We start from the raw sequence: 10,801 nt of genomic DNA on the forward strand, positions 1-10,801 counted from the left end.
TAAGGCAATGACCCTGTATTTTACGAGCGAACACGAATGGCTGCGCGTGGATGGTGATACGGCCGTGGTGGGTATTACCCAGCATGCAGCCGATGAGCTGGGTGAACTGGTGTTTGTGGAAACACGGCCCGCTGGCACGCAGGTCAAGGCGGGTGAAGCCGTAGCCGTTGTGGAATCGGTCAAGGCTGCATCCGACATTTACGCCCCCGTGGATGGTGAGATTGTGGAAGGCAACGCCGCTCTGGCCGATGACCCCTCCACCGTCAGCTCCGACCCGCAGGGTGCGGGCTGGATTGTCAAGTTCCGCCTGAGCAACCCCGCACAGCTTGACGGCCTGATGAATGCCGAGGCCTACGCCGCCTTTATTGGCTGAGCAGCCCCGCTCCACCCCGCCCGCCTGAGCGGCGCGCCCGTATGCCTGCCAGACCGGTGCGCGCATACGGGGTGGGGTTTTCCTTGTTGTTTTGCGTTTACCCGCGTGTATCAGGATCGTTCCTCGCATGTTCTCCCAAGTTGAAAACCTGCCCGCTTTTGCAGGGCTTCGGGCCGATGGCGCAGCCTTTGCCGCCCGCCATATTGGCCCCACGCCAGATGAGCAGGCCGCCATGCTGCGCACGGTGGGTGCCAGCTCCCTTGATGAGCTGACAGCCCAGACCCTGCCCGCCGCCATTCGGGTCGGGCAGCCGCTGGGGCTGGGGGAAGGCTGGACCGAAACAGACGTGCTGGCACACCTGCGCACGCTGGCCGGGCAGAACCGTGTGCTCACCAGCCTGATCGGGCAGGGCTATTACGGCACGGTGCTGCCTGCCGTGATCGGGCGCAATATTCTGGAAAACCCGGCATGGTACACGGCCTATACGCCTTACCAGCCAGAAATCAGCCAGGGGCGGCTGGAAGCACTGCTGAACTTCCAGACCATGGTCACCGAACTGACCGGGCTGGACATTGCCAATGCCTCCCTGCTGGATGAGGCCACGGCAGCGGCGGAAGCCATGGCGCTGGCCAAGCGGGTTGCTAAATCCGCCTCCAACACGTTCTTTGTGGATGCGGACTGCCACCCCCAGACCATTGCCGTGCTCAAAACCCGTGCCGAGCCCATGGGCTTTTGCATACAGGTGGGCAACCCGGCAACGGACCTGAACGCGGCAGACGTGTTTGGCGCGGTGTTCCAGTACCCCGGCTCCTCGGGGCAGCTGACCGACCCGCGCGCCTGTGTGCAGGCGCTGCATGCGGCTGGTGGCATTGCCATTATGGCCGCCGACCCGCTGGCCCTGACCATGCTGGCCTCCCCCGGAGAGCTGGGGGCGGATATTGCCATTGGTTCCACCCAGCGCTTTGGCGTGCCCATGGGTTTTGGTGGCCCGCACGCCGCCTATATGGCCGTGCGCGATGCGTATAAGCGGAGCATGCCCGGCCGCCTTGTCGGGGTTTCGGTCGATAGCGAGGGCCGCCCGGCCTACCGCCTTGCGCTGCAAACGCGCGAGCAGCACATCCGGCGCGAAAAAGCGACATCCAACATCTGCACCGCACAGGTGCTGCTGGCCGTTATTGCGGGCATGTATGCGGTCTATCATGGGCCGGAAGGGCTTAAGGCCATTGCCCGGCGTGTGCACGGGCTTACGTGCACACTGGCTGCGGGCCTGCGCGCACTTGGCGTAACCGTGCAGACCACCGCGTTCTTTGACACGATTACCATAGATGCGGGCGACAATGCCGCCGCCCTGCTGGCCCGTGCGTGCGAAATGGGCATGAACCTGCGCAATGCAGGGGCTGGGCGCATTGGCATCAGTCTGGACGAAACCAGCACAATCAAAACCGTGCTGGATGTCTGGTCCGTGTTCTGCACCGACCGCGACCGTATGGGGCATATGGCGCTCAAGCTGGAGCAGGCCGCCTCGACCGTGCCGGAAGCGCTGGTCCGCCAGTCTGCCTTCATGCGGCAGGCGGTGTTTGGTTCCTGCCGGTCCGAGACGGATATGCTGCGCTACCTGCGCCGCCTGTCCGACAAGGATCTGGCGCTGGACCGGACCATGATCCCCCTTGGCTCGTGCACCATGAAGCTGAATGCCACGGTGGAAATGCTGCCCATTACGTGGCCCGGTTTTTGTGACCTGCACCCCTACGCCCCGGCTGATCAGGCGCAGGGTTACCAGAGCCTTCTGGCCGACCTTGAGCGCTGGCTGTGCGCGATCAGCGGGTATGATGCGGTGTCCTTCCAGCCCAATTCGGGCGCGCAGGGTGAGTACGCGGGCCTGCTGGCCATTCGGGCCTACCACCGTGCGCGCGGGCAGGGGGAACGCAATGTGTGCCTTATCCCGGCCTCTGCCCATGGCACCAACCCCGCTTCCGCCCAGATGGCGGGCATGAGCGTGGTGGTGGTCAAATGCGATGGTGAAGGCAACATTGACCTGGAAGACATGCAGGCCAAGGTTGCAGCCCACGCGGCGGACCTGTCTGCTGTGATGATCACCTACCCCTCCACCCACGGCGTGTTTGAAGAAAACATGCGCGCCATCTGCGATATGGTGCACGCAGCCGGTGGGCAGGTTTATGTGGATGGCGCAAACATGAACGCGCAGGTCGGCCTTGCCCGCCCGGCGGATTATGGTGGGGATGTCAGCCACTTCAACCTGCACAAGACCTTCTGCATCCCCCATGGCGGGGGTGGTCCGGGCATGGGGCCCATTGGTGTGCGTGCCCATCTGGCTCCGTTCCTGCCGGGTAATCCGGCGGATGCGGCGGTGGATGTAGCCGTGAGCGCTGCCCAGTTTGGCTCGGCCTCCATCCTGCCCATCTCATGGGCGTATATCCGTCTGATGGGGGATGAAGGGCTGAAGCGCGCAACGCAGGTGGCTATCCTGAATGCCAACTACATTGTCAGCCGCCTGTCCGATGCGTATCCGGTGCTGTACCGTGGCGCCAAGGGGCGGGTTGCGCATGAGTGCATTCTGGACCTGCGCCCGATCAAGGACAACGTGGGCGTGACGGTGGATGACATGGCCAAGCGGCTGGTGGACTACGGGTTCCATGCCCCTACGGTCAGTTTTCCCGTTGCGGGCACGTTCATGATCGAACCGACTGAATCCGAAGGCAAGGCCGAGCTGGACCGCTTTTGCGACGCCATGCTGGCTATTCGTGAAGAAGTGCGCGCGGTGGAGCAGGGTACGGTGACAGCCGAGCAGTCCGTGCTGCGCCACGCACCACATACGGGTGCTGCGGTTACGGCAGAGGTATGGGAACACCCTTACAGCCGCCAGCAGGCGTGCTTCCCCCCCGGTGTAAACCCGGCTACCAAATACTGGCCCAACGTTGCCCGGATCGACAACGTATACGGGGACCGCAATCTTGTGTGCTCCTGCCCCGATATTGCGGAATGGATGGAATAATCACAGCCCGCACCATCGGCTAGCACCATCGGCTAGCACCATCGGCTAGCACCATCGGCTAGCACCATCGGCTAGCACCATCGGCTAGCACCATCGGCTAGCACCATCGGCTCACAACAGGGCGGTTCGGGGGGTTTACTCCGGGCCGCCCTTTGTGTTTGTAGGGCGCGGGGTGTTCTGGCCATTTGCGATTTCAGGGACGGGCGGGCCGCAATGCCAATGGCGTAGTGGTGTGTGCGGCAGTGTGTTCCTGGCGTTGCGCTCGCCTTACCTTACGGGCCTGCACCGCAGGTTAGGTAGTTGGGCCTTGCTCCCCTTGTGTGGGCATGTGGCGGAGGTTCTGGCCAGTCAGAGGCGTGGTTTTTCAGGCCCGGGGTTTGTGTTTGACACAGGTTGGAGCGCAGAATAGAAACGAAACTGTCCCGTTTCTTAAAATGTCGGTTTAGCCTGTCTTTACCTGCGGCAGGCGGTTGCCCCCATGCCAGAGGATGCAAGAATCCGTGCCAGTCTTGGCTGAGTTATCCAGTTGTTCCACGTCAGTGCCAGTGCCAGTGCCAGTGCCAGTGCCAGTGCCAGTGCCAGTGCGTGGGATGCCTTTGTGGCGCCGGGGCTTTGCCTCGTTTTGCAATTTTCTGCGCGGCAGGTCTGGTCTGGCGGGGCGGGTGCACGTGCTGGCACATACCCCGCTGGCAGTGCGCTCACATAAGGGTGGCAGGACTATTGCCGGAGGGCTGGCAGCTACATTCTGGCTTGTGGCGCACCCTGCTCTGGCCCAGCAATCACAGCCACAGCCACAGCCACAGCCACAGCCACAGCCACAGCCTGTAGCGCAGCCGCTGGTCTGTGCGCCTAATGATGGTCGGCTGAGTGTGCGGGTGGAAGAGCTTGGTGCTGTGGTTGGCTACCAGTGGGGGCGTGGCACGCTCGAACTCGGCGGGCATACCTACCAGATTGTGGCGCGTGGTGGCGGGGTGCTGGCTGTAGGGCATGCCTTTTTTGCCGCCGCAGGCTGTGTAAGCAACATTACCCGCCCCGAGGATTTTAGCGGCACGTACTGGACAACCGGGGGCAGTGCGGTTGTAGGGCAGGGGCGTGGGGTCCTGTTTATGGAAAATGCCCACGGCGTGGATGTGCATCTGGCCGAGCAGGCGCGGGGTGTTCTTATGTCCTGGCAGATTGCCCGGCTGGATATGGAGCTTATTCCCGACTGATCCAGCCCGCAGGGCCATAATCTGCTAAGTGTTCCACCTTATGGGGCTGACGCTGGCTTTCCTGCCATGGGCAGAGGGAGTAATGTGGGGCAGACGTTTTTTGGTAAACAGCAGATGGGTTAACCGGGTTTATGGCAGACGGAGTAACACATACGGGCGGCCGCCCATCGCACGAGGCGGCGGAAGAGCTGGACCGTACGGTTATTGCCACAGCCACCACAGCGTTCATGCGCGCAGGGTACGCCGGAACCTCTGTTGAGCATATTGCCAAGGTTATTGGCTGCTCCAAGGCGACCATTTACCGGCGCTACCCTTCCAAAAAAGAGCTGTTCAGGGCCGTGGTGCACGAACGCTGCCGGGAGCTTGTTGGCATTTTGCAGGTTGAGCCGGGGAGCATGGCCAACCCGATGGATGCCATAAAGGATATGCTGCGCCGTTTTCTGGATTTTCTGCTGGTGCCCGAAACGGTGGAAACCTACCGGATCCTTATTATGGACTGCCAGCAGTTTGCCAGCATTACCGAAGATCTGGACCGGGCCATAGAACCATTGCACGAGCGGATGAAAATGTTGCTGGCCAAGGTGCTGGGCTGGCCAGATACGCCGGAAAACCGGGCCGAAGTTGCGGTGCTGGAAATGAGCCTGCGCGGTCTGGTAACAGGCTGGCCGCTGCACCAGATGCTAAGCGGGCGCAAGCCGTTTGCAACCGATGCCGCCAAACGCCACTTTTTTGAGGCAAGCTGGAATGTGCTGGAAAGTGCGGTGCGTGTCCGCATTGCCTCTGGTCCGCCAAAATAGGGCGCTGGCGTTCAAAGCCGGGCAAAAAAATACCCCGTTCAGGCTGGCTGAGCGGGGTATGAGCGCATAAGCGGTGGAGGAACCGCTTACGGGAGCGTTGCTACAGGCTGTGCGCCTGCGGGTGCCTGCGCCAGCTGGGTTGCTGGCATCTTGTTGGCCCATGCGGTCATAACTTCCTGCTTCAGGCTGTCAGGCGTTGCATTTTTGCTGGCCGAATGGGGGTAGATAAACCCGTAAGTGGGGTAGATGGAGCCGTAGCTGTTGCGGTTGTTCAGGGCAACGCGCACGGCAGACCAGTCATTGTTGGGGGACACGTCTATAACAGACACGTTGCGGCTGATACCGGCCTGCGCCCAGTGGGACTGGTCAATAACAATGGTGCGGCTGTCCACAATGTTGCGCACAACGGCAACGTGGCCAAGCGGCATGCGGCGTGTGGCGCGGAAGTTGAGAACACTGCCTGCCTTGGGCTCCAGCCCCCGGTCATACACACCGGCGGCATTGTGCCACCAGTCACGCGCATTGCCGTGCAGGACCACATCGGATGCGGACTTGGCGTAAGCCACGCACTGGATCACATGGCCGGAGCTGCGGTGGTGGTGGCTGGAAGCCGTGTGCACATTGCGGTGAGCCGTGCGCGCCTGAGCAGAACAGGTGAGGAAGGAAGCAGTAACAAAGGACACAACGGCCAGCGTAAGTTTTAGCTTTTTAGACCGTCCATCCTGCATCGTGTCTGCCTTTCCCTGGCTTGCTTTAGTTTAGGTCAGCTGCATGTTCTGTGGTCAGGTATAAACATCAATGCAGATCAGGCAAGCGTTGTTTGCGCGGCAAAAACGCGAAAGTGACTGTTTGCCAAAAAGAGCCGGGTTGGAAATGAAAAATAGGAATTAATTCCTATCATCTGTCACGAGATTGCCTTAATTCGGCATGGCAGGGCGGATTTGGCGAACAGGGGATAAAAACCGGGCTGATTCTGATTCGGTGCATCTGTGGCTAAAAAACCACGCCCCGCAAAAGGCCAGCCCGGCAGGTCAGGCAGGCTTATTTGGTGGTGACCAGCATGATTTCAACCAGCATGCGCGGGTCGGCCAGAATACCCTGCACGCAGGCGCGGGCCGGGGCCATACCTTCAGGCAGCCAGGCGCTCCACAGGGCGTTCAGCTTGTCGCGGTCGTTAATGTCCTTCAGCCAGATCTGGGCCTGCAGCAGGCGGGTGTTGTCGGTCCCGTGCTGTTCAAGCAGGGCGTCCAGCTGTGCCAGTACGTCGCGGGTCTGGCCTTCCACGTCCTGGTCCAGATCGCGGGCTACAACACCCTGAGTGTACACAAAGCCGTGGTATTCCACTGCTGCGGACAGAATCGGGTTGGGGTTGGTGCGCAGGATTTTGCTCATGAAAAAACGCTTCCTTAGTGGATTATCGGAATAACAGGCGCATGCGCCTCTAACGCACATGCGGTTCCACAGTTTTCGGAGCGATCGGGGCTGCGGTCAACCGGGGGGCGGCACCATACGGGCAAACTGGTCCAGTCTGTCGGGGGTATCAAAGTCTTCCAGCAGGGTTGCCGGGGCGGGCAGCAGGCGCACGGCAGGCCCAAGTGCGCGCAGGATGGCCCGCCCGCCCTGATCCCCCGTAACCCCGAGCAGTGCGGCAAATTCGGTGCTGGACCACACAACCGGGTTGCCGGGCTTGTTGTGCCTTTGCGCGGCCACAACCGGGGCCTGCGTGGTGTGCTGCTCATAGAGCAGGGCGTTCAGCAGGTGGGTGGGTACAAGGGGCATATCGCCCAGGCAGACCAGCAGGCTGGTGGCTGGCATGGCCTGTGCCGCGCGCACACCCGCCCGGAGCGAGGCAGAAAGTCCATCAGCCGCATCCATCACGCAATGTGTGCTCAGGCGTGTGCCGTATTCGGGCAGGGCGTGGGTCAGTTCGGCCAGTTCGGCCCGGTTGGGGGGGAGCAGTACCAGCACATGGGCGGCGGCACTGCGCAGGGTGTTGCGCAGGGTGCGTACCAGCATGGGGCAGCCCGTGGCGTCGGGGGCCAGCAGCTTGTGCTGTGCCCCTGTGCGGGAGGACTGGCCCGCAGCCAGCACAATGGCCAGAGTTCCGGCGAGTGTTCCTGCCCGCGTGCCGTCCTGCGCGGGGGGCATCAGGGGTATTGCCACCCGCGCGCCTGTGCCAGTGGGGCCTGCCTGCGCACGGCTACAATATCGGCCAGAATGGACAGGGCTATTTCCTCCGCGCCTACAGCGCCTATGGCCAGCCCTATGGGGCCACGGATGCGGGCGAGTTCTGCCTCGGCAAAGCCCAGCGTGCGCAGGCGCTCCATGCGGCTGGCCTGCGTTTTGCGCGAGCCCAGTGCCCCAATATAGAATGCGGAGCTGCGCAGGGCCTCCTCCAGCGTGGGGTCATCCAGCTTGGCGTCGTGCGTCAGGGTGGCAATGGCGGTCATGGGGTCTATGCTCAGTGCCTGCATGGCTTCGTCCGGCCATTCGGTCAGCAGGGTCTGCCCCGGAACAAGGCCGGGAAAACGCTGGACCGTGGCCAGTGCGGAGCGCGGGTCAATGACAATGGGGGCCAGCCCGACCATGCTGGCCATGCGCGCCAGAGACTGGGCAATATGTACCGCCCCCACAATAAGCAGGCGCGGGGCGGGTACCAGAGGCTGCACAAACCATTCCTGCCCGGTGGCATCTGCCTCCGCCCCGCTCCGGCCGTGTTGCAGGCGGGCATGGGCTGCGTTGCAGATTTCGGGCGGGCAGGTGCCAAATTGCACAGTGCTGCCTTGCTCTGTTTGCACAACAAGTGCGTGCTGTGCGCCATTGTGCAGGCGCACCAAGGCCGCCGCCTGCCGGTTTGCCATGCACGCACAGACCTGTTCGAGCAGTGCAAGGGGGAAGGTTCCGGTGGGGCAGGCGGGGGAATTTATGGCTTCCACCTGCACGTCCAGCCGCCCGCCACAGGCCAGCCCGACCTCCCACGCACGGGCGCTGCTTACGCCATATTCCAGCGTTTGTGCGGGGCTTCCGGCCATAATGTCCTGCGCGTGGGTCATCACATCGGTTTCCACGCACCCACCGCTGACCGAACCTTCCACCGCACCGCGCGCATTAATGGCCATGCAGCTCCCCGCCGGGCGGGGGGAGCTGCCCCACGTGCCGGTTACGGTGGCAAGGGCCACAGGCTCACCCGCCCGCGCCCAGGCCAGTGCATGGTCCAGTGGGGTCAGGAGTTGGGGAGGGGGGGCTGGAACTGTCATGATCGTTGCCTATATCACTGTGCACACAGACTGCCCATTGGCAGCAGAACAGGCCAGAAGCGGCGTGGCTGCACAGCAACAATGGGAACGGGCTGTACGATTTTGGAACAAGGACATATTTTCCATGACTGAAGAAAGAGACGGCCTGATTGTTTACGTTGCTGCTGATGGCGGCAAAGTGCGCTTTTTGCACGATGCGCAGGGCGAAATGCGCGACGTAACGGACCTTAAGGCCGATGGCCATGAAGACACCCCCGGCAAGCTCCCGCCCGAAACCGACCCCCGCACAGCGGCCAAGGAAGGGTTTGCCCGTAACGTGGCCGACCGCATTAACGCCATGGTTGCCCACGGTGCCAACGTGGCGGGCTTTGTTATTGCGGCTCCTGCACCCATTATGCACGACATCCGCGCCCATCTGAGCAAACCTGCCGAAGCCAAGGTGATCAAGACGCTGATCAAGGACCTGACCAACATTCCGGCCCATGACCTGCACAAGCATTTTGACATCCCGGCCACAGGCTGGGTGCTGCCGGGCTAAAAAAAGCCTTAAGCCGCAGACAGAAAGCTGCCAGATGGTTCCGTCTGGCAGCTTTTTTTTGGCATACTGGCCAGAACACGGCGCAAAAGAGAGGTCGCATATGCAGGTTTCCTACCCCGGCATGCAGCTACGCATCGTTCCGGTTACCCCGTTCCGGCAGAACTGCTCCATCCTGTGGCACGAGGGCACGGGCGGGTGCATCATGGTCGATGTGGGGGGGGATGCGGATGTGCTGCTCGACTTTGCAAACCGCAAGTCCCTGAACGTGGAGGCCATTGTGCTGACCCACGGCCATCTGGACCACGCCGGGGGTGTTATGGCCCTGTGTCGTGGGCTGGAAGCACAGGGCAAGCCCCGCCCGGCCGTGATCGGGCCGGATGAGCGGGATGCGTTTCTGCTCTCCTCCATAACCGATCAGGCCCGCCATTTTGGCCTTACCGGGCTGGAGAATGCCTCGGTCGATCGCTTTGCGCGTGATGGCGAGGTGCTGGACTATCTGGGCTGCCAGTTGCGCGTGGTGCATGTGCCGGGCCATACGCCGGGGCATGTTGTGCTGGTGGACGAGCGCGCCCGCTTTGCCTTTGTGGGGGATGTGCTGTTCCGTGGTTCCGTCGGCCGGACGGATTTTGCCTATGGTAACGGCGCACAGCTTATAGAGGGCATACGCCAAAAGCTGCTGCCGCTTGGGGATGATATTGTGATAGTCCCCGGTCATGGTGGATTGTCCACACTGGGCGCGGAGCGGACGGGTAACCCGTTTTTGCAAGACGCGCATTGAGTGCAGGAGAAAACAGGACGTGAAGAACAAACAACTGTTCGGGCTGCTTATGGCCGCGCTGGTGGGGAGTGCGGGTGCAACATGGGGCCTGCCCGCTCTGGCGGATGATGGAGAGCCTACGCAGGCCCAGCCGGTTCTGCCCAAGGAGCCGCTGAGCATTGTCTCTGCTTCGGGCAGGCATGTTTTCTCCGTGGAGCTGGCAAAAACCCCGCGCCAGCAGCAGGTGGGCGAGATGTTCCGCACGCAGGTGCCAGCCGATGGGGGCATGCTGTTCCCGTGGGGTGCGCCCCAGCAGAGTGATATGTGGATGGAAAACACCCTTGTCCCGCTGGATATTGTTTTTATTGGCCCCGACCAGCGCGTGCAGGCGATTGTGGAAAACGCAGTGCCGCAAAGTCTGGCCCATATCAGCAGCCACGGCCCCGCACTGGCCACGCTGGAACTGGCCGGTGGCGTAACCGCCAGACTGGGCATTATGGTGGGGGACAAGGTGGAGGCGGCCTCTCTGGCGCCGGCAGCCCCGGTTGCCTCCGTGCCACAGGCAGCCCAGCCAACCACAAAAACGCCCTGACGCGCCGCCCCTGCTCCGCTAGAAGCGCCTGACATGGCACCGGGCTGGCGGAGCTTGGGTGCGCTTAGCTCACGAGGCGGGACTTTGACCTTTCTGGTAACCGGTGCAGCCGGGTTTATTGGTTTTCATGTTGCACGGGCACTGCTCGAACGCGGCGATCGGGTGATCGGGGTTGATAACCTGACACCCTGCCCCGACCCGAACCTGAAAAAAAGCCGCCTGCTCCTGCTGGAGCAGTATCCCGGCTTTACCCTGCATGGGCT

The 10,801-nt window shown here is 62.1% G+C and carries 13 protein-coding genes (1 of these 13 cut by a window edge); 8 read left to right on the forward strand and 5 right to left on the reverse strand.

What is annotated here, in order from left to right:
• Nucleotides 1–7 precede the first annotated feature (7 nt).
• A complete protein-coding gene (gene gcvH, locus ACSYTG_RS01815) occupies nt 8–373 on the forward strand; it encodes a glycine cleavage system protein GcvH (protein WP_086647277.1) in 366 nt (121 codons plus the stop codon).
• 127 nt (nt 374–500) lie between these two features.
• The gene (gene gcvP / locus ACSYTG_RS01820) at nt 501–3,386 is read left to right on the forward strand and encodes an aminomethyl-transferring glycine dehydrogenase (RefSeq protein WP_489783688.1); all 2,886 of its coding nucleotides are present in this window, start codon (nt 501–503) and stop codon (nt 3,384–3,386) included.
• A 453-nt stretch (nt 3,387–3,839) separates the two neighbouring features.
• Here the strand turns inward: gcvP and ACSYTG_RS01825 are convergent, their stop codons facing one another.
• The gene (locus tag ACSYTG_RS01825; protein ID WP_489783690.1) at nt 3,840–4,064 is read right to left on the reverse strand and encodes a hypothetical protein; all 225 of its coding nucleotides are present in this window, start codon (nt 4,062–4,064) and stop codon (nt 3,840–3,842) included.
• Here ACSYTG_RS01825 and ACSYTG_RS01830 point away from each other — a divergent pair.
• Nucleotides 4,055–4,597 (forward strand): hypothetical protein, encoded by a 543-nt coding sequence (locus ACSYTG_RS01830; RefSeq protein WP_491706437.1) that lies wholly within the window; start codon nt 4,055–4,057, stop codon nt 4,595–4,597. The genes ACSYTG_RS01825 and ACSYTG_RS01830 overlap by 10 nt on opposite strands.
• A 131-nt stretch (nt 4,598–4,728) precedes the next feature.
• On the forward strand, nt 4,729–5,394 hold the full coding sequence (locus ACSYTG_RS01835; protein ID WP_086647357.1) for a TetR/AcrR family transcriptional regulator: 666 nt from the start codon (nt 4,729–4,731) through the stop codon (nt 5,392–5,394).
• A gap of 86 nt (nt 5,395–5,480) precedes the next feature.
• Here ACSYTG_RS01835 and ACSYTG_RS01840 read toward each other — a convergent pair whose 3' ends face one another.
• The 4 genes from ACSYTG_RS01840 to ACSYTG_RS01855 form a co-directional block, all read right to left on the reverse strand.
• Nucleotides 5,481–6,122, reverse strand: coding sequence for a CHAP domain-containing protein (locus tag ACSYTG_RS01840; RefSeq protein ID WP_095350116.1), 642 nt, complete (start codon nt 6,120–6,122; stop codon nt 5,481–5,483).
• Between the two features lie 313 nt (nt 6,123–6,435).
• On the reverse strand, nt 6,436–6,786 hold the full coding sequence (locus ACSYTG_RS01845; RefSeq protein ID WP_086647359.1) for a RidA family protein: 351 nt from the start codon (nt 6,784–6,786) through the stop codon (nt 6,436–6,438).
• A gap of 96 nt (nt 6,787–6,882) precedes the next feature.
• The gene (locus tag ACSYTG_RS01850; protein WP_233129213.1) at nt 6,883–7,557 is read right to left on the reverse strand and encodes a nucleotidyltransferase family protein; all 675 of its coding nucleotides are present in this window, start codon (nt 7,555–7,557) and stop codon (nt 6,883–6,885) included.
• The gene (locus ACSYTG_RS01855) at nt 7,542–8,651 is read right to left on the reverse strand and encodes an XdhC family protein (RefSeq protein WP_489783695.1); all 1,110 of its coding nucleotides are present in this window, start codon (nt 8,649–8,651) and stop codon (nt 7,542–7,544) included. The genes ACSYTG_RS01850 and ACSYTG_RS01855 overlap by 16 nt, the downstream gene beginning before the upstream one ends.
• Nucleotides 8,652–8,775: 124 nt before the next feature.
• Here ACSYTG_RS01855 and ACSYTG_RS01860 point away from each other — a divergent pair, with 124 nt between their 5' ends.
• The 4 genes from ACSYTG_RS01860 to ACSYTG_RS01875 all read left to right on the forward strand — a co-directional run.
• Nucleotides 8,776–9,189, forward strand: coding sequence for a host attachment protein (locus ACSYTG_RS01860; protein ID WP_194301403.1), 414 nt, complete (start codon nt 8,776–8,778; stop codon nt 9,187–9,189).
• A gap of 100 nt (nt 9,190–9,289) precedes the next feature.
• Entirely contained in the window at nt 9,290–9,967 is a 678-nt protein-coding gene (locus ACSYTG_RS01865; protein ID WP_489783697.1) for an MBL fold metallo-hydrolase, read from the forward strand.
• A gap of 49 nt (nt 9,968–10,016) precedes the next feature.
• A complete protein-coding gene (locus ACSYTG_RS01870; protein WP_086647365.1) occupies nt 10,017–10,538 on the forward strand; it encodes a DUF192 domain-containing protein in 522 nt (173 codons plus the stop codon).
• A gap of 84 nt (nt 10,539–10,622) precedes the next feature.
• Nucleotides 10,623–10,801: the 5' portion of an NAD-dependent epimerase/dehydratase family protein gene (locus ACSYTG_RS01875; protein WP_489783699.1), read on the forward strand. The gene runs 808 nt beyond the window's last position; the window shows 179 of its 987 coding nt (coding positions 1–179); its start codon is at nt 10,623–10,625; its stop codon lies beyond the right edge, outside the window.

The sequence above is a fragment of the Acetobacter sp. ESL1128 genome (genome assembly GCF_058505085.1).

Excerpts from the sequence above, each read along its gene's own strand:
- ACSYTG_RS01835 (WP_086647357.1), top strand. The coding sequence starts at position 4,729 with ATGGCAGACGGAGTAACACATACGGGCGGCCGCCCATCGCACGAGGCG.
- ACSYTG_RS01860 (WP_194301403.1), top strand. The coding sequence starts at position 8,776 with ATGACTGAAGAAAGAGACGGCCTGATTGTTTACGTTGCTGCTGATGGC.
- ACSYTG_RS01855 (WP_489783695.1), bottom strand. The coding sequence starts at position 8,651 with ATGACAGTTCCAGCCCCCCCTCCCCAACTCCTGACCCCACTGGACCAT.
- ACSYTG_RS01845 (WP_086647359.1), bottom strand. The coding sequence starts at position 6,786 with ATGAGCAAAATCCTGCGCACCAACCCCAACCCGATTCTGTCCGCAGCA.
- ACSYTG_RS01865 (WP_489783697.1), top strand. The coding sequence starts at position 9,290 with ATGCAGGTTTCCTACCCCGGCATGCAGCTACGCATCGTTCCGGTTACC.
- ACSYTG_RS01870 (WP_086647365.1), top strand. The coding sequence starts at position 10,017 with ATGGCCGCGCTGGTGGGGAGTGCGGGTGCAACATGGGGCCTGCCCGCT.
- gcvH (WP_086647277.1), top strand. The coding sequence starts at position 8 with ATGACCCTGTATTTTACGAGCGAACACGAATGGCTGCGCGTGGATGGT.
- ACSYTG_RS01840 (WP_095350116.1), bottom strand. The coding sequence starts at position 6,122 with ATGCAGGATGGACGGTCTAAAAAGCTAAAACTTACGCTGGCCGTTGTG.
- gcvP (WP_489783688.1), top strand. The coding sequence starts at position 501 with ATGTTCTCCCAAGTTGAAAACCTGCCCGCTTTTGCAGGGCTTCGGGCC.